The sequence below is a fragment of the Phyllobacterium sophorae genome, assembly GCF_003010965.1.
Taxonomy (GTDB): Bacteria; Pseudomonadota; Alphaproteobacteria; order Rhizobiales; family Rhizobiaceae; genus Phyllobacterium; species Phyllobacterium sophorae.
Window position 1 is genome coordinate 21,045 of sequence record NZ_PGGM01000017.1, and the last position, 17,363, is coordinate 38,407.

15 protein-coding genes are annotated in these 17,363 nt (G+C 58.0%); 14 read left to right on the plus strand and 1 reads right to left on the minus strand.

The window, feature by feature from the left end:
- Nucleotides 1–72: 72 nt before the first annotated feature.
- From CU103_RS26685 to CU103_RS26715, 7 genes are all read left to right on the plus strand, one after another.
- Nucleotides 73–2,169, plus strand: a complete 2,097-nt coding sequence (locus CU103_RS26685) for a bifunctional rhamnulose-1-phosphate aldolase/short-chain dehydrogenase (RefSeq protein WP_106667190.1) — start codon at nt 73–75, stop codon at nt 2,167–2,169.
- A 21-nt stretch (nt 2,170–2,190) separates the two neighbouring features.
- The gene (gene rhaI / locus CU103_RS26690; protein ID WP_106667069.1) at nt 2,191–3,483 is read left to right on the plus strand and encodes an L-rhamnose catabolism isomerase; all 1,293 of its coding nucleotides are present in this window, start codon (nt 2,191–2,193) and stop codon (nt 3,481–3,483) included.
- A 143-nt stretch (nt 3,484–3,626) separates the two neighbouring features.
- Nucleotides 3,627–5,156, plus strand: coding sequence for an ABC transporter substrate-binding protein (locus CU103_RS26695; RefSeq protein WP_106667070.1), 1,530 nt, complete (start codon nt 3,627–3,629; stop codon nt 5,154–5,156).
- Between the two features lie 81 nt (nt 5,157–5,237).
- Nucleotides 5,238–6,179, plus strand: a complete 942-nt coding sequence (locus CU103_RS26700) for an ABC transporter permease (protein ID WP_162707292.1) — start codon at nt 5,238–5,240, stop codon at nt 6,177–6,179.
- A complete protein-coding gene (locus CU103_RS26705; RefSeq protein ID WP_106667071.1) occupies nt 6,179–7,048 on the plus strand; it encodes an ABC transporter permease in 870 nt (289 codons plus the stop codon). Before CU103_RS26700 ends, CU103_RS26705 begins: the two co-directional genes overlap by 1 nt.
- Before the next feature lie 2 nt (nt 7,049–7,050).
- Nucleotides 7,051–8,262, plus strand: a complete 1,212-nt coding sequence (locus tag CU103_RS26710) for an amidohydrolase/deacetylase family metallohydrolase (RefSeq protein WP_106667072.1) — start codon at nt 7,051–7,053, stop codon at nt 8,260–8,262.
- Between the two features lie 10 nt (nt 8,263–8,272).
- Nucleotides 8,273–8,770, plus strand: a complete 498-nt coding sequence (locus CU103_RS26715; protein ID WP_425350663.1) for a RidA family protein — start codon at nt 8,273–8,275, stop codon at nt 8,768–8,770.
- Nucleotides 8,771–8,774: 4 nt separating this feature from the next.
- On the opposite strand, the gene CU103_RS26720 is transcribed toward CU103_RS26715, so the two are convergent.
- Nucleotides 8,775–9,614 carry an IclR family transcriptional regulator gene (locus tag CU103_RS26720; RefSeq protein ID WP_425350666.1) on the minus strand — a complete coding sequence of 280 codons (840 nt, stop codon included), beginning with the start codon at nt 9,612–9,614 and terminating at the stop codon, nt 8,775–8,777.
- 108 nt (nt 9,615–9,722) lie between these two features.
- Here CU103_RS26720 and CU103_RS26725 point away from each other — a divergent pair, with 108 nt between their 5' ends.
- From CU103_RS26725 to CU103_RS26755, 7 genes are all read left to right on the plus strand, one after another.
- The gene (locus CU103_RS26725) at nt 9,723–10,934 is read left to right on the plus strand and encodes an aminotransferase class V-fold PLP-dependent enzyme (protein WP_106667074.1); all 1,212 of its coding nucleotides are present in this window, start codon (nt 9,723–9,725) and stop codon (nt 10,932–10,934) included.
- 23 nt (nt 10,935–10,957) lie between these two features.
- Entirely contained in the window at nt 10,958–12,775 is a 1,818-nt protein-coding gene (locus CU103_RS26730) for an ABC transporter ATP-binding protein (RefSeq protein WP_106667075.1), read from the plus strand.
- A gap of 124 nt (nt 12,776–12,899) precedes the next feature.
- Nucleotides 12,900–14,090, plus strand: a complete 1,191-nt coding sequence (locus CU103_RS26735) for a glycine C-acetyltransferase (protein WP_106667076.1) — start codon at nt 12,900–12,902, stop codon at nt 14,088–14,090.
- A 9-nt stretch (nt 14,091–14,099) separates the two neighbouring features.
- Nucleotides 14,100–15,137 (plus strand): L-threonine 3-dehydrogenase, encoded by a 1,038-nt coding sequence (gene tdh, locus CU103_RS26740; protein ID WP_106667077.1) that lies wholly within the window; start codon nt 14,100–14,102, stop codon nt 15,135–15,137.
- Between the two features lie 97 nt (nt 15,138–15,234).
- The gene (locus CU103_RS26745) at nt 15,235–16,173 is read left to right on the plus strand and encodes a lipid kinase (protein WP_106667078.1); all 939 of its coding nucleotides are present in this window, start codon (nt 15,235–15,237) and stop codon (nt 16,171–16,173) included.
- Between the two features lie 97 nt (nt 16,174–16,270).
- On the plus strand, nt 16,271–16,657 hold the full coding sequence (locus CU103_RS26750) for a DUF6152 family protein (RefSeq protein ID WP_106667079.1): 387 nt from the start codon (nt 16,271–16,273) through the stop codon (nt 16,655–16,657).
- Nucleotides 16,654–17,139: a DUF2214 domain-containing protein gene (locus tag CU103_RS26755; protein ID WP_245449017.1), complete on the plus strand. Its 486-nt coding sequence runs from the start codon at nt 16,654–16,656 to the stop codon at nt 17,137–17,139. The genes CU103_RS26750 and CU103_RS26755 overlap by 4 nt, the downstream gene beginning before the upstream one ends.
- Nucleotides 17,140–17,363: the final 224 nt, after the last annotated feature.

Sequence of the window (17,363 nt, forward strand, 5' to 3'; positions counted from 1 at the left end):
CCATAGCTAACGCAAATGACGGCGGCTTGGCGACACGTGTCCGGCCGGCAATTGACCTATCGGGAGGCAAATATGGCAGACAAGGTCCAACTTCTGGATAATCGTTGGGACGATCAAAAAGCGGCAGGACTGGATGAGCCGGGCAAGCTGCTTTATCGTTCCAATCTGCTGGGCGCCGATAAGCGCATCACCAATTATGGCGGTGGCAATACCTCTGCAAAAGTAAGTCAGAGCGATCCGCTGACCGGTCAGCCGGTCGAGGTGCTGTGGGTCAAGGGATCGGGCGGCGATGTCGGCACGATCAAGCTGGATGGTTTTGCCACGCTCTATATGGAAAAGCTTCAATCGCTAAAGTCCATTTACAAGGGTGTCGACGACGAGGACCGCATGGTCGGCTTTCTGCCGCACTGCACCTTCAATCTTAACAGCCGCGCCGCCTCCATTGATACACCATTGCATGGTTTCGTCCCGTTCAAACACGTCGACCACATGCATCCCGACGCTATCATCGCCATCGCTGCGTCGAAGAATTCCCGCGAACTGACCAGGGAAATATTTGGCGAGGACATTGGCTGGCTGCCGTGGCGCCGTCCCGGTTTCCAGCTTGGGTTGGATCTCGGCGCTTACGTGGCTGCCCATCCAAACGCCAGGGGCGTCGTCCTCGAAAGCCACGGTCTCTTCACCTGGGCCAACGAGGCCAAGGCATGTTACGAACTGACGCTGGAAATTATCAATAAGGCGATTGTCTGGTTCGACCAAAAGTCAGCGGGTAAATCGGCTTTCGGCGGGCAGGCCACCCAGTCGCTTGAACCTTCGCAACGCCGTGCGATTGCTGCAAGGCTGATGCCGGAAATTCGCGGCAAGATCGGTTTATCGGAGCGCAAGCTTGGGCATTTCGACGATCAGCCTGCTGTGCTTGAGTTCGTCAACTCGAACGAGTTGCACCCGCTGGCAGCACTCGGCACCAGTTGCCCGGATCATTTCCTGCGCACGAAAATCCGGCCATTGGTGCTCGACTTCAATCCCGCACAGCCCGATGCCGAGGCTGTCGTCGCTTCGCTTGAAGGCGCGCTGGAGGCCTACCGCGCCGACTATGCCCGCTATTATAACGACTGCAGACATGCCAACTCGCCTGCCATGCGCGACCCCAATCCGGTGATTTTCCTGATCCCCGGCGTTGGCATGTTGTCGTTCGCCAAGGACAAGGCAACGGCGCGCATCGCCGCCGAGTTCTACGTCAACGCCATCAACGTCATGCGCGGCGCTTCGTCAGTTTCCCAATATCAGGGGCTCCTGGAACAAGAGGCTTTCGATATCGAATACTGGCTGCTTGAAGAAGCCAAATTACAGCGCATGCCCAAGCCAAAATCATTGGCTGGGCGCGTTGCCTTCGTCACGGGTGGTGCTGGCGGCATCGGTCGTGCCACAGCCGAGCGGCTGCTGGGCGAGGGCGCCTGTGTCGTACTTGCCGATATTGATGCTGAAGCACTAAAGCTGGCACATGAGGATTTTGCCAAGCGCTATACGGCCGATACCGTGCGCAGCATCCCGTTGAACGTGACAAACGAGGCTGGCGTCATCGCCAGCTTTACCGAGGCCGCCGTCGAATTTGGCGGTGTCGACATTCTCGTTTCCAATGCGGGTATCGCCTCCTCCGCACCGATTGAGACGACAGAACTTTCGATGTGGACGCGCAATATCGACATTCTGGCAACCGGCTATTTCCTCGTTTCGCGCGAAGCTTTCCGCCTGTTCCGGCGGCAGAAGATCGGCGGCAATGTGGTATTTGTCGCCTCCAAGAATGGCCTTGCAGCATCGCCCAATGCCAGCGCCTATTGTGCCGCCAAGGCAGCGGAAATCCACCTTGCCCGCTGCCTTGCGCTGGAAGGCGCGGAAGGTGGTATAAGGGTCAATACGGTCAATCCCGACGCCGTCCTGCGTGGCTCGAAGATCTGGAACGGCGAATGGCGCGAACAGCGCGCCGCCTCCTCCAATTTGCAGGTCGACGAGCTCGAAGAACACTATCGCAAGCGCTCGCTTTTGAAGCTCAATGTGTTACCCGAAGACATTGCAGAAGCGGTATACTTCCTCGCCTCGGATGCATCTGCAAAATCAACCGGTAACATTATCAATGTCGATGCGGGTAACGCGCAGAGCTTTACCCGGTAATATGGGTCTCGGGAGGACATTATGGCTGAACTGCACATTTCCGGCGAGCTGATTGCGTCGCACAACGACACACTGCTTGGCGCGCACAAAAGCGATTACGAGGCGCTTGGGGCCCAGCTTGCGCGGCGCAACATCGATATCGATGCCATCACGGAGAAGGTCGCCGGCTTTTTCGTCGCCTTACCCTCGTGGGGTGTCGGCACGGGCGGAACCCGCTTTGCGCGTTTCCCCGGCCTGGGTGAACCGCGTGGCATCTTCGACAAGCTCGACGATTGCGCGGTGATCCAGCAGCTGACGCGCACGACGCCAACTGTCTCGCTGCACATTCCCTGGGACAAGGCTGACCCAAAGCGTCTGAAAACCCATGCGCAAGCCCTCGGCCTTGGCTTTGATGCGATGAATTCGAATACTTTTTCCGACGCGCCGGATCAGGCACATTCCTACAAATTTGGCTCGCTCAGTCATGTGGACGCGGCAACGCGGGCGCAGGCCATCGAGCACAATCTTGAATGTATTGAAATCGGCCGGGCGATCGGTTCGAAAGCCCTGACCGTGTGGATCGGCGACGGCTCGAATTTTCCGGGGCAGAGCAATTTCGCCAGATCCTTCGAGCGCTACCTTGCTTCCATGGCCGAAATCTACAAGGCATTGCCGGACGATTGGCGCATATTCTCCGAGCACAAAATGTACGAGCCGGCATTCTATTCGACGGTCGTGCAGGACTGGGGGACCAATTACCTGATTGCGCAGACACTGGGGCCAAAGGCCTTGTGTCTCGTCGATCTTGGCCACCATGCCCCCAATACCAATATCGAAATGATCGTTTCGCGGCTGATTCAGTTCAAGAAACTGGGTGGCTTTCACTTCAACGATTCCAAATATGGCGATGACGATCTGGACGCGGGCTCGATCGATCCCTACCGGCTGTTCCTGGTGTTCAACGAACTGGTCGATGCGCAAGATCGCGGCGTGGAAGATTTTAATCCCGCCCACATGATCGATCAGTCGCACAACGTCACCGATCCGATTGAAAGCCTGATCTCCAGTGCCAATGAAATTCGCCGTGCCTATGCCCAGGCCCTGCTTGTCGAGCGCAGCGCACTGAGCGCCTATCAGGACGAAAACGATGCGCTGATGGCTTCAGATGCGTTGAAGCGGGCTTACCGTACCGACGTCGAACCCATCCTGGCCGAAGCCCGCCGCCGTTCAGGCGGTGCGATCGATCCCATCGCCACCTATCGCAGCAGCGGCTACCGCCGGTTGATCGGCAAGGAGCGTCCGCTCGCCATGGCCGGAGGTGGCGGCATCATTTAAGACATTCAACATTCATGGGATCCGGGGCAGCGCTTAACCGTGCTGCCCTTTTCTTTTTGTGCATTGACAGCAGCGCCAGCATTTGATCTATTCTACTATAAAGCATTATAATCCATAATAGTGGAATAACAAAGGGAACCGTCATGAAATCACTGAAGCTCGCACTCCTTCTTGGTTCAGCGCTGATTGCTGTTAGCCCCGCTGCTTTCGCCCAGTCAAAGGGCGGCGTCATCAATGTCGCCACGATCGGCGAGCCGCCGACGCTCGACGCGATGGCTTCGACCGCCGATCTTGTCGGCATCGTCTCGCAGCACATCTTCGAGACGCTCTATACATTTGACAAGAGCTGGAACGTTACGCCGCTGCTCGCCGCCAGCCTTCCGGATGTATCGGCTGATGGCAAAGTCTACACCATAAAGCTGCATACCGGCGTCAAGTTCCATGATGGCACGGATATGGATGCGGCAGACGTCGTCGCCTCACTCAAGCGCTGGACCGAGATTGCCTCGCGCGGCAAGCAGACGGCTCCAATGATCAGCTCAATCGAGGCCGCCGATCCCGCAACGGTTAAAATCACCCTCACCGCACCTTACGCACCACTGGTGTCGCTGCTGGCATTCAACAATGCCGCTGCGATCATCCTCCCAAGCGAAAAACAGCAAAACCCGATGACCGATCCCATCGGGACCGGGCCGTATATGCTGAAAGAGCGCAAGGCCGACCAGTATATCCAGCTCACCCGTTTTGCCGATTACAAATCTGCCGAAGGCGACGAAAATGGTTACGGCGGTGCGCGCCATCAATATCTGGACGAAATCCGCTTCGTTCCCGTTCCCGACCCCAATACCCGTGTCGAAGGCGCCCTTTCCGGCCAGTTCGATTATGTCGACAGCCTGCCGGTCGAGGCCTTTGATCGGCTGAAGGATCAAAAGGCGACCGAAGCCGTTCTGCTCAAGCCATTCGGCTGGCCGGTCTTCGTCATGAACACCAGTCAGGGCATCACCAAGAGCCAGGATCTGCGCCTGGCTGTCCGCGATGCCCTAAGCATGGAAGACATGATGGCCGCGGCCTTCGGCAGCACAGACTTCTATACGCTCAATCCGTCCATGTATCCCGACGGCTACAGCTGGAAGACCGATGCAGGTACACAAGGCGCCTATAATGTGGCGGACCCTGAAAAGGCCGCCGAGGAGCTGAAGAAAGCCGGCTATAATGGTGAGCCGCTGCGCATCCTGACAAGCCGCCAGTATGAGTTCCATTATAAGATGGCGCAGGTTGCAGCCGAATATTTGAAGGCCGCGGGCTTTACCGTCGACATGCAGGTCGTCGACTGGGCAACGCTGACGCAGCGCCGTGCTGACCCGAAGCTGTGGGACATTTATATCAGCCACAGCCCGTTCCTGCCAGAACCCGCCTTGATCGGTGCCATGTCGACCAGCGCTCCGGGCAATTGGGATACGCCGGCGCGCAAGGTGGCCGTCGATGCTTTCAATGCGGAAGTTGACCCGCAAAAGCGTGTGGCTTTGTGGGCCGAAGTTCAGAAGGTGATCTATGCCGAAGTGCCGATCATCAAGATCGGCGATTTCAACGCGCTGTCGGCCAAGTCACCCAAGCTCGAAGGCTTCACGCCGGCACCGTGGCCCTACTTTTGGAACGTGTCGCTCAAGCAGTGACGCAATTGCAATTGGCGCGGATGAGACCCATCCGTCCGCGCCCATGCCTGACTGAATTGCAAACAGGATCAATCCGCCCAGATGCTCCGTTACATACTTCAACGCTTTATCGGCATGATCATCGTGATGTTCCTGGTGGTGACGATTGTCTTCATCATCGTTCGCGTCACGCCCGGTGATCCGGCTGCCGTCATGCTTGGACCGGAAGCGACCGCTGCAGACATCGCCGCCTTGCGCCAGCAGCTTGGGCTCGATCAGTCGATCCCGGTGCAATATGTGTATTTCATCGGCAACCTTGTGCAAGGTGATCTTGGACAGTCCATCTTCCTCGACCAGCCTGTATTGCAGGCACTGGCGCAGCGCGCCGAGCCCACCTTTTTTCTCACCATATTTTCGCTGCTGATTGCCAGCGTCATCGCCATTCCGATCGGCATCTACGCCGCCTATCGCCGCGGATCGTTCTTCGATCAGGCGGCAACAGCGCTGGCAATGCTCGCCGCAAGCATTCCAAGTTTCTGGCTCGGACTCATTTTGATGCAGATATTTGCTGTGCGGTTCGGCCTTTTCCCCGTATCGGGCTATGGCGGCCCCGGCACATCGCTGACGGAGCGGCTCGGTTACCTGGTTCTCCCCGCATTTGCGCTTGGCATTGTCTCTTCCGCCCTCATCATGCGTTTCACCCGGGCTTCGATGCTCGATGTGCTGGGCGATGACTATATCCGCACGGCCCGTGCCAAGGGTGTGGATGAGCGGCGCGTGGTACTGAAACACGCTTTCAAGAATGCCCTGATCCCCATCCTCACGGTCGTTGGCCTCACCGCCGCAGTGTTGATTTCCGGTGCGGTGGTCACTGAGACCGTCTTTGGTCTGCCCGGGGTCGGCAGCCTCGTTGTGTCCGCGGTGCTGCGCCGCGATTATCCCGTTATCCAGGGTGCGCTCCTCATCATTGCGGCGCTCTATGTTCTCATCAATTTCGCCATCGACATGCTCTACCTCGTCGTTGATCCAAGGGTGCGCTACTGATGACTGAAATCATGACAAACGCACCCATGAGCGAGCGCTCCAAATTCTTCCGCGTCCTCATCCGGCGCAAAACTGTGCTCTTCGGATTGATGGTGCTGGCCATCTTCGTGGTGCTAGCGGTGTTTGCGCCGTTGATCACGCCCTATGCGCCAAACAAATTGTCCATCGTCAACAGACTAAAGCCGCCCGACATGAGATGGTTTTTCGGCACCGATGAATTTGGCCGCGACGTGTTCTCGCGCACGATCTTCTCGGCCCGCCTGTCGCTGATGGTCGGCTTTGCAGTCGTCGTGCTGGCATCGCTGATTGGCGTCACGCTCGGCATTCTTGCCGGCTTCTTCCAAAAGCTCGATGCGCCGATTACCCGGCTGATCGATGCGATGATGGCTTTTCCTGACATTTTGCTGGCCATTGCGCTTGTCGCCGCGCTCGGGCCGTCGCTGACCACGGTCATCGTCGCGCTCAGCATCGTCTACGCGCCGCGGCTTGCCCGTATCGTGCGCGCTTCGACGCTGGTCATCCGCGAGCTGCCCTATGTGGAGGCGGCAACATCGCTCGGCATCTCGACGCGCCATATCATGACGCGGCACATCCTGCGCAACCTGCTCTCGCCCATTCTCGTCCAGGGAACCTTCCTCTTTGCCAATGCGATGCTGGCGGAAGCGGGGTTGTCCTTTCTTGGGCTCGGTGTCAGCCCCGAAGTGCCAACCTGGGGCACGATGATCGCTTCAGGGCGACAATATATCGGCAAGGCCGACTGGATGACGCTGTTTCCCGGCATCGCCATCGTGCTTGCCGTTCTTTCCCTGCAGATGGTCGGCGACGGGTTCCGCGACCTTCTCGACCCCCGCCTCAGAAAGGATCTCTGATCATGCCTGCCTCTTTTGCAACCGATGGTCGTTTGTTGCTGACCAACGTCAAACCGGTTGCCTTCGGACCTGACACACCATCTTCGACGATCGACATTCTGATCGATGCCGACGGAAAGATCGCCGAATTCGGCCGGTCGCTGAACGTTCAGGCCGACATTCGCCGTGTCGATGCCAACGGCGCGTGGATTTCACCGGGCTGGGTTGATCTGCATACCCATATCTGGCACGGCGGCACCGACATTTCCGTTCGTCCGCAAGTGTGCGGCGCGCAGCGCGGTGTAACGACCATCGTCGATGCGGGGTCGGCCGGCGAAGCCAACTTTCACGGATTTCGCGAATACATCATCGAGCCGGCGCGCGAGCGCATCAAGGCGTTTTTGAACCTCGGCTCGATAGGGCTGGTCGCCTGCAACCGCGTAAGCGAACTCAGCGACATCCGCTCGATCGATATTGACCGTACGGTGGCCTGCGTCAACGAAAACCGCGATCATATTGTCGGTCTGAAAGTGCGCGCCAGCCACGTCATAACCGGGTCATGGGGCGTGACACCGGTAAAAGTGGGCAAAAAGCTCGCCAAGATTCTCAAAATCCCGATGATGGTGCACGTCGGCGAGCCGCCGGCTCTCTATGACGAAGTCCTGGAGATTCTCGGGCCCGGCGATATCATCACCCATTGCTTCAATGGCAAGGTGGGCAGCAGCATTATCGAGGACGACGACCTGTTCGAACTGGCGGCGCGCTGTGCAGGCGAGGGCATCCGCCTCGACATCGGTCACGGCGGTGCCTCGTTCTCCTTCCGCGTGGCGGAAGTCGCGATTAAGCGTGGTCTCCTGCCCTTCTCAATCTCGACCGACATCCACCTGCGCAGTTTGAATTTTGCCGTATGGGATCTTGGCACCACCATGTCGAAACTGCTGAGTGTCGGCATGCCGTTCGACAAGGTGGTGGAAGCAGTGACGATCTCACCGGCATCCGCCATCAATCTGCCGACGGACAATCTGCTTTCCGTCGGGGCACGCGCAGATTTCACCATCTTCGAGCTGGCCGCTTCCGATCTTACGGTTATCGATTCGATGGGCTACGAAGCCCGGCTCGACAAACTGTTCGAGCCACGCTGGGCAGTGCTTGGCAACGAGCTCATCACTGCCAGCCGCTATCAGCCGGCAGAGCCTGAAACATCCGGTGCCATCGCACCCTATTCATACCGCTAAGGAATAAGCCTTGAGCCATATATCAAGTCCGGCAATCGATGCTGACATTTCTCCCTACGACCGCCTGAAGGCGCTTGGCGTCTCGCTGCCGCCAGCGCCGAGCCCGATTGCCAACTTTGTTACCCATATCCAGGAAGGCAATATGCTCTACCTCTCGGGGCAGGGGCCGCGCGAAGTAGATGGCTTCATGCATACCGGTAAGGTCGGTGGCAATGTGACTGTCGAAGAAGCCTACAAGCACGCGCGTCTGACAGGCATCAACCTGCTTGCGGTCATGCAGTCGGCCCTGGGGGATTTGGGCCGCGTCAAGCGCGTCGTAAAACTTCTCGGCATGGTCAACGCCGTGCCCGATTTTGCCGATCATCCCTCGGTCATCAATGGCTGTTCGGATCTTCTCATCGACGTGTTCGGCGAAGCCGGGAACCATGCGCGTTCGGCGGTTGGCTTCGGCTCACTGCCAGGAAATATCACCGTGGAGATCGAGGCGATCATCGCCTTGAAAGACTAAGGGCTTAAGAGTGGCTGCGCCAACCCATCACCGTTTCAATCCGTTCCGCCGAAGCCTTGACCTCGGTCGTATAACGCTCGGGATGATCGGTGATCTTTTGTTCGGGAAGAACGATGGATATGGTCGCAATGCATGTCCCCTTGTCGTCGCAAATGGGCGAGGCAACGCAGGCAACGGCATAGTCCGATTCGCCCGCCTGGATGGAAATGCGGGCCTGCAAGGCCTGCCTGGCCGATTCCGACAGCACCGCCGGATCGATCACCGCCCGTCCTGTCGGCGAGGATTTGGCGCAATGTTCGAACAGGTCCAGCCGCTCTTGTTCCGGCAGATGGCCAACCAGCAGGCGCCCGGACGCGGTCCAGTTGAGAGGCACCCGGGTGCCGACACGAGACGTTACCTGGAAATGTCCCGGACCATCAGCCATGGCGAGCACCATCATATGGTCGCCGTCGCGGCCACAAACCTGAACCGTCTCGCCCGAAACGCGGCTGAGATTGTGCATTTCGTGATTGGCGACGTTGAGGAAATCCAGCGAACGCGCATAGGCAAGGCCGTAATGGTAAAGCCGCGCACCCAGCCAGACCGAGCTGTCACTGTTGCGCGAAAGCAGGTTCTTTTCGACCAGATCGTCGATAATCACATAGACGGTGGAAAGCGGCGCACCGATCGCCTTTGCGATGGCATAGACACCGGCCGGGCTTCCTGTCTCGTACAAATAGTCGAGAATCTGCAGCGCGCGGTCAATGCCGCTGACACGCGATCGCTTGATCTTCGCGCCGGCCTTTTCGGTTTTGTCAAAACCGCGGGTGGCGTCGATGTCTGATGTCTTTGCGTCCACGTTCAGGCTCCTGGCAGGATCATTCAGTCTTGCGACTCTTTATTACATTATAACGGCATATATGCCAAGCAAAGGGAATGTTTTGCTCGGCAGCATCACTTCAAGGAGAATAGCATGACCGACTCTCACACGCCGCCCGATTTGCGCCAGTCCCTCGGCCTTCGACCCGTTATCAATGTGTCGGGGACGATGACATCGCTCGGCGCGTCGATCGTCGTGCCGGAAGCTGTCGCAGCCATGAGTGCCATACTCCCGCAATTCGTGGAAATCAATGATCTGCACAAAATGGCAAGCCCCGTGATCGCACGCCTGACCGGCGGCGAGGCAGGCTTTGTCACGGCGTCCTGCTCGGCGGGCATCAGCCTCGCCGTTGCCGCAACGATGACCGGAAACGATCTGGCGGCCATCGAGCGTCTGCCCGACACGGCAGGGTTAAAGGACGAGGTCATTATCCAGACAGGGCATGTTGTCAGCTATGGGGCACCGGTGGATCAGGGCATCCGGCTTTCTGGCGCCAGGGCCGTGCTCATCGGCCAGGCGACGTCATGCTATCCCTATCACCTCGAAGGCGCTATCAATGAGCGCACGGCAGCGGCGGTCTTCGTCGTTTCGCATCACACCGTTCAGTATGGGCTCATCGCCCTGAAGAAATTTGCCGAGGTCTGCCATGCGCGCGGCGTGCCGGTCATCGTTGATGCCGCGTCGGAATATGATCTGAAGATCTTCCTCGCACAGGGCGCCGATATAGCCCTCTATTCGTCGCACAAATTTCTTGGCGGTCCGACCGGCGGCATTGTTGCCGGGCGCAAGGAGCTGGTGCGCAGTGCCTTCCTGCAAAACATGGGGATCGGCCGCGGCATGAAGCTTGGCAAGGAAAGCATCCTTGGCACCATTGCCGCATTGGAAGCCTGGGAGAAGCGTGACCATGCCGGCATTCGTGAGAAGGAAACCGGCTACCTCAATTTGTGGAAGCAGACACTGACCGGCAAACCAGGTGTCACCGCCGAGATCGAGCCGGATCCGACCAACAACCCGCTTGATCGTTTGCGCGTGAGCGTCAATGCGCAAGAGTCGCATATAACGGCCTGGGATCTCGCCGATGCGCTGGCGCGCGGTGCCCATCCTGTCATCGTGCGCGATCACGAAGCCGAACACGGGTACTTCTATATGGATCCATGCAACCTGCATCCGGGCGAAGAGAAAATTGTGGCAAGGCGCCTTCATGAGGAACTTGGCAAGGCCACGGCGTCGAACGAAATCATCTCGACGCCATTTGAAGAACGCTATGCGCGTCGTATCGCCGGCCTGATGCGCTGGCCCGATTGAGCGGAACGGTAAAAGGATAGCCTATGGAAAAGCCCATCGCCCCGGTTTTGTCGGTTTCCAACCTGACCACGTCCTTCCTCGCGGACGGTCAGTGGCGGCCGGTCGTGCGCAATGTATCATTTGATGTTGCGCCCGGTGAAACGGTGGCAATCGTTGGCGAGTCCGGTTCGGGCAAGAGCGTTACGTCACTTTCGATCATGCGGCTTTTGCAGCAGGACAAGAGCCGCATCGAAGGCAAGATCATGCTGGGCGGGAAGGATATTCTGGCATTGCCGGAAAACCAGATGCGCGCCGTGCGTGGCAATGATGTGGCCATGATCTTTCAGGAACCGATGACCAGCCTCAACCCGCTGTTCACGGTTGGCCAGCAGATCAGCGAGGCGCTGCTTTGCCACCACCCTATCTCGCGGGCAGAGGCGAAGGCGGAGACCGTTCGCCTTTTGGAAAAAGTCCGCATACCGGCAGCCAAATCGCGATTTGACGAATATCCGCACCGGTTTTCCGGAGGCATGCGCCAGCGCGTGATGATTGCCATGGCCCTTGCCAGCAAACCCAAACTGCTTATCGCTGATGAGCCGACAACCGCTCTGGATGTAACCATCCAGGGTCAGATCCTCGATCTCATCAAATTGTTGCAGGATGAGGAGGGGGCTTCGGTTCTGTTCATCACCCACGATATGGGCGTGGTGGCGGAAATTGCCGACCGGACCGTGGTCATGTATGGCGGCGAGGCCGTCGAAACAGGCAAGACCGAAGACATTTTCGCCCGGCCACAGCATCCCTATACCCGGTCGCTGTTGTCTGCCGTTCCTATCCTTGGCTCGATGAAGGGACATAGCCGGCCCTTGCGGTTTCCCGTCGTGGATCGCGCCACGGGGAGCTCCGATACCCCCGTCGAAGCTGCCGATACGGTCCAGCGGGAAGCCGAGCCGCTTCTCGATGTGCGCAATTTGACGACACGGTTCAATATCCATTCCGGGATGTTCGGCCAGCTTGAGGGGCGGGTGCACGCGGTCGAGAACCTGTCCTTTACCCTACAGCCCGGCGAAACGCTGTCACTGGTCGGTGAATCCGGCTGCGGCAAGTCGACGACCGGACGCTCGATCATGCGCCTTGTCCAGGCGCAAGGCGGCGAAGTTCTGCTCAACGGCCAGGATGTGCTGACCATGGATCAAAAGCAGCTGCGTGACATGCGCCGGACCATGCAAATGATCTTCCAGGATCCGTTTGCCAGCCTCAACCCGCGCATGACTGTGGGTGCTGCAATCGCCGAACCGTATCTGGAACATAAGCTTGGAACCCGCGCCCAGGCACGCGAGCGGGTGGCGGATCTTCTGCAACGCGTCGGCCTCAGCGCGGACATGGCAGCGCGCTACCCGCACGAATTCTCCGGCGGTCAGCGCCAGCGCGTGTGCATTGCGCGCGCGCTTGCTCTTGATCCCAAGATTATCGTCGCCGACGAATCCGTCTCGGCGCTCGATGTGTCGATCAAGGCGCAGGTCATCAATCTTCTCCTTGATCTGCAGGCCAGTCTGAACCTGGCATACCTTTTCATTTCGCATGATATCGCAGTCGTCGAACGGGTCAGTCATCGCATCGCCGTCATGTATCTGGGCGAAATCGTCGAAATCGGACCGCGCGCGGCGATTTTCGAAAATCCGCAACATCCCTATACCAAAAAGCTGATCTCGGCAGTGCCTGTTCCCGATCCGGCGCGGCGCGGGATGAAACGACCGGTCTCAAATGAGGAGATCAAGAGTCCCGTGCGTACACCGGACTTTGTCGTTCCCGTGCGCCAGTATGCGGAAATCTCGACAGGGCACCTGGTCCAGCTGCAGTGACCTTCGTTATCGAATGCAACCGCTGACACAAGGGGGCGATGGCGCGCGCTGAAAAATTTCTCTATCATTCGCCTTGGCGCCGTGGCATTCCTGCGCCATCGGAAACGCACGACAGAGCGGCACCATGACCCAGCAATTCATCGACCATTTGTCCCGCGAACTGGCCGGACTGAAGGAGACCGGACTATACAAGTCCGAACGTGTCATCACCTCGAAACAGGCCGGGCAGATCGAGATTTCGACAGGCGCAAAGGTGCTGAATTTCTGCGCCAACAACTATCTCGGCCTTGCCAACAATGAAGAGCTGGCGGCAGCCGGCAAGGCCGCACTCGACCGTTACGGTTACGGCATGGCCTCGGTGCGTTTCATCTGTGGCACACAGGAAGAGCATAAGCAGCTTGAAGCGCGCATCTCCAGTTTTCTTGGACTTGAAGATACGATCCTGTACTCCAGCTGTTTCGACGCCAATGGCGGCCTGTTCGAAACGCTCCTTGGTGATGAAGATGCCATCATCTCGGATGCGCTCAACCATGCATCGATCATCGATGGTGTGCGCCTTTCCAAGGCCAAGCGCTTCCGCTATGCCAACAACGACATGGCCGCTTTGGAAGAAGAACTGAAGAAGGCCGAAGGCAGCCGCTTCAAGATGATCGCTACAGACGGCGTGTTCTCAATGGATGGCATTATCGCCAATCTTCAGGGCGTGTGTGATCTTGCAGAGAAATATGATGCGATGGTCATGGTCGATGACAGTCATGCCGTCGGTTTCGTGGGCAGCCATGGCCGCGGCTCCGCCGAACATTGCGGTGCCGAAGGGCGCGTCGATATCATCACCGGTACCCTTGGCAAGGCGCTGGGCGGCGCATCGGGCGGCTATACATCCGCCAAGGGCGAAGTGATCGACTGGCTGCGCCAGCGCTCGCGACCCTACCTGTTTTCCAATACGCTGGCCCCGGTCATTGCCGCAGCTTCATTGAAGGTTTTTGACCTGATCGACCAGGGCGCGGACCTGCGGGCGCGCCTCAATGCCAATGCTGCGCATTTCCGCCGGGACATGACAAAGCTTGGTTTCACCCTGGCTGGCGCCGACCACCCGATCATACCGGTGATGCTCGGCGAAGCGACGTTGGCCCAGGAGATGGCATCGCGCATGCTGGAGAAGGGCGTATACGTCATCGGCTTCGCATTTCCGGTGGTACCGAAGGGCCAGGCGCGCATTCGCACACAGATGTCTGCCGCCCACACCACGCAAGATGTCGCCCGGGCGATTGATGTCTTTGCGGAAGTAGGGCGTGATCTCGGTATCATCAAATAGGATAGATCCATGTCGAACATGATGAAGGCACTGGTCAAGGCCAAGGCGCAACCGGGGATCTGGATGGAACGGGTTCCGGTTCCCGAACCTGGCCCCAACGACGTTCTGATCCGCGTCAAGAAATCCGCCATCTGCGGAACCGATGTGCATATCTACAATTGGGACCAGTGGGCAAAGGCGACGATCCCCGTGCCGATGGTGGTGGGCCATGAATTTTGCGGCGAGATCGCCGAGATCGGTTCGGCCGTAACCAAATACAAGGTCGGTCAGCGCGTTTCGGGCGAGGGCCATATCGTGTGCGGAACCTGCCGCAATTGCCGGGCGGGCAGGGGGCATCTGTGCCGCAACACGCTGGGCGTCGGCGTGCACCGGCCCGGGTCCTTCGGCGAATATGTCTGCATTCCGGAAGCCAATGTCGTGCCTATCCCCGATGACATCGCCGATGAAATTGCCGCGATCTTCGATCCGTTCGGCAATGCCGTGCACACGGCGCTGAGCTTCGATCTTGTTGGCGAGGATGTGCTTGTCACCGGCGCTGGCCCCATCGGTATCATGGGAGCGCTGGTCGCAAAGCGCTCCGGCGCCCGCAAGGTGGTGATCACGGATATCAATCCGGCACGTCTTTCACTCGCCCGCAAGCTCGGCATTGACTATGTCGTCGATGCTTCGTCGCAAAACCTCGCCGATGTCATGCGGGAAATTGGCATGACCGAAGGTTTTGATGTCGGTCTGGAAATGTCGGGCGCGGCTCCGGCCTTCCGCGACATGATCGACAAGATGAACAATGGCGGTAAGATCGCCATCCTCGGTATTGCACCAACCGGCTTCGAAATCGATTGGAACAAGGTCATTTTCAAGATGCTTAACCTGAAAGGCATCTATGGCCGCGAGATGTTCGAGACCTGGTACAAGATGATTGCCTTTGTCCAGGGCGGACTTGATCTGTCGCCGATCATCACGCACCGTTTGCCGATTGATGATTTCCAGGCGGGATTTGACGCAATGCGCTCCGGCAGTTCCGGCAAGGTGGTCCTGAGCTGGGACTAGGGCACTTCGATCTTGAAGCCTTGATCCTTGTATCGCCACAATTAAACGCCCACCTGCGTTGATGACATCGGCACACCAGCGAAACTCAGGTAGGTATATGGCAGCAAAGTCGCTAAGGCGCGCGCTATTCATCGTTAATCCCAATGCGCGCAACGGCAGAAAGTCCGTCGCTACAGTCCGTCAGGTCCTTGAAGATGGGGGCCTGACGCTTGTCGATGCAGCACCTGCACAAGGCGAAAATCTATCTGATGTCATCCGCCGCATGAGCAAAGCCTGCGATCTCGTGATTGTTGGCGGCGGCGACGGGACGCTGAATTCGGCAGCGGCCGGTCTCGTAGAGACAGCGCTGCCGCTGGGGGTCCTGCCGCTGGGCACGGCCAATGATTTCGCACGGACGATCGGCATTCCGCCGGACGCGCACGAAGCCGCCAAGTTAATCCTTTCCGCCACGCCCCGGCCGATCGATCTGGGCGAGGTCAATGGTCACCTGTTTTTCAATGTGGCCAGCATCGGGTTCAGCGCGGAACTTGCAAGCGAACTGAGCGAAAAAGCCAAAAAGCGATGGGGCAAGCTCGGCTATGCCATTGTTGCTGCGCGGCTCTTGGCCCGTTCACGTCTGTTCACGGCATACGTCGAACATGACGGGTCGGTGGAAGAAATAAGGACGATGCAGGTATCGGTTGGCAATGGCCGGCACTATGGTGGAGGAATGACGGTCGAGGAAACCGCGACCGCCGATGACGGGCGCCTGGATTTCTACAGTCTTGAGGTTGATCACTGGTGGCGATTGCTGACCCTGTTGCCAAGCCTGCGCAAGGGCACGCAGGGCAAATGGGATGATGTGCGAGCCTTCCAGACCACCGAAGTCACGATCAAGACGAGCAGGCCGCGTGCGGTAAATACGGATGGAGATCTGACAACGTGGACACCGGCCTATTTCCGCATCCGGGAAAAGGCGATCCATGTCTTTGCTCCCTTGGACAAGCAACAAGGATTGCTTACGCCGATTGAAACGGAGGTGTCGAACGATCGCTGATTGCAGCCGATCGTCACCATGCTGCAGTCAGATTGTTTGACTTGGGGACAATTGGTGCGACACTCAATGCTTTCCGCGAACCTAAAGGGAGGCAAACATGACGATGAACTTGTTCTGCCGATTGCTGAGCGGCGCTATGCTGACAATACTGGTCATCTCGGGAGCCGCAGCGCATCACGGCTGGTCCTGGGCCGAGGCGGATCAGCTGGAGCTCAAAGGGGTAGTTCGGGATATTTATATAGGACCACCGCATCCAACGCTGGATGTTGAGACAGCCAATGACGGTCTGTGGCGCATAGAACTTGCAAACCCGCGTCAAACCGAAAGGTCGGGCTTTGTCCAAGGTGTTGCAAAGGTTGGCGATGAGATCACCGCACTTGGAAATCGCTCCAGCGATCCAAAGGAAAAGCGCATGAAGGCGGTAAGGATTACTGTAGGCGGGAAAACCTTTGATATCTACCCTGAGCGCATCAAGACGAATTGATTGACGCGCTGGTGGAGCTTCTGCAGGCGTTCTCTGAGTGGCCAGGCGCAGTCGTATTGCGGCGGGTTCAGCTTGTCTACCTGCTTGTCAACGCGGCGCATATAGTCTCGATCGGACTTGTGGTCGGCGCGATCGTGTCGCTGGATCTTCGAATACTCGGAGCGTTCAAAGGGTATCCGATCAGTGTCCTTGGGCCGCCGCTATCGCGTATCGCGGCGATCGGTGTGGTACTCGCGATCGCCACAGGATTGATGCTTTTCTCGGTGCGGCCGATTGCCTACGCCCAAAATACCGCCTTCCTCGTCAAGGTCGGGCTCGTCGGTTTTGGCATCATCAATGCCGTTCTTCTCCATCGCAGTCGCCATTGGCCGATTGCATTGTCGGGCGGCAAAATACACCGAGGAGTTAAGGTATCGGCGTTTTTGTCGATAACGGTCTGGATCAGTGCCATCATCGCCGGTCGTTGGATTGGGTTTCTTTAATTGGGTTGTGATGCATCAGCAACCATGCGCTGATCATCAGGGCACGTTGTTCCATTGGTAATCGATGGGGGAAATTTATCAGAGGCGTTTCCCGGACAACACCTTATTTTTTTGCTGGATTTCCTAGTTTTAAAGGATAGACCATAGTGGCATCGGCCCAGCAGCGCTGCATGGGACCACGGCACTAACGCGTAACTGAAATCGGAGTCCAAACGTTAGCTATT

Excerpts from the sequence above, each read along its gene's own strand:
- CU103_RS26685 (WP_106667190.1), top strand. The coding sequence starts at position 73 with ATGGCAGACAAGGTCCAACTTCTGGATAATCGTTGGGACGATCAAAAA.
- rhaI (WP_106667069.1), top strand. The coding sequence starts at position 2,191 with ATGGCTGAACTGCACATTTCCGGCGAGCTGATTGCGTCGCACAACGAC.
- CU103_RS26695 (WP_106667070.1), top strand. The coding sequence starts at position 3,627 with ATGAAATCACTGAAGCTCGCACTCCTTCTTGGTTCAGCGCTGATTGCT.
- CU103_RS26700 (WP_162707292.1), top strand. The coding sequence starts at position 5,238 with ATGCTCCGTTACATACTTCAACGCTTTATCGGCATGATCATCGTGATG.
- CU103_RS26705 (WP_106667071.1), top strand. The coding sequence starts at position 6,179 with ATGACTGAAATCATGACAAACGCACCCATGAGCGAGCGCTCCAAATTC.
- CU103_RS26710 (WP_106667072.1), top strand. The coding sequence starts at position 7,051 with ATGCCTGCCTCTTTTGCAACCGATGGTCGTTTGTTGCTGACCAACGTC.
- CU103_RS26725 (WP_106667074.1), top strand. The coding sequence starts at position 9,723 with ATGACCGACTCTCACACGCCGCCCGATTTGCGCCAGTCCCTCGGCCTT.
- CU103_RS26730 (WP_106667075.1), top strand. The coding sequence starts at position 10,958 with ATGGAAAAGCCCATCGCCCCGGTTTTGTCGGTTTCCAACCTGACCACG.
- CU103_RS26735 (WP_106667076.1), top strand. The coding sequence starts at position 12,900 with ATGACCCAGCAATTCATCGACCATTTGTCCCGCGAACTGGCCGGACTG.
- tdh (WP_106667077.1), top strand. The coding sequence starts at position 14,100 with ATGTCGAACATGATGAAGGCACTGGTCAAGGCCAAGGCGCAACCGGGG.
- CU103_RS26745 (WP_106667078.1), top strand. The coding sequence starts at position 15,235 with ATGGCAGCAAAGTCGCTAAGGCGCGCGCTATTCATCGTTAATCCCAAT.
- CU103_RS26750 (WP_106667079.1), top strand. The coding sequence starts at position 16,271 with ATGACGATGAACTTGTTCTGCCGATTGCTGAGCGGCGCTATGCTGACA.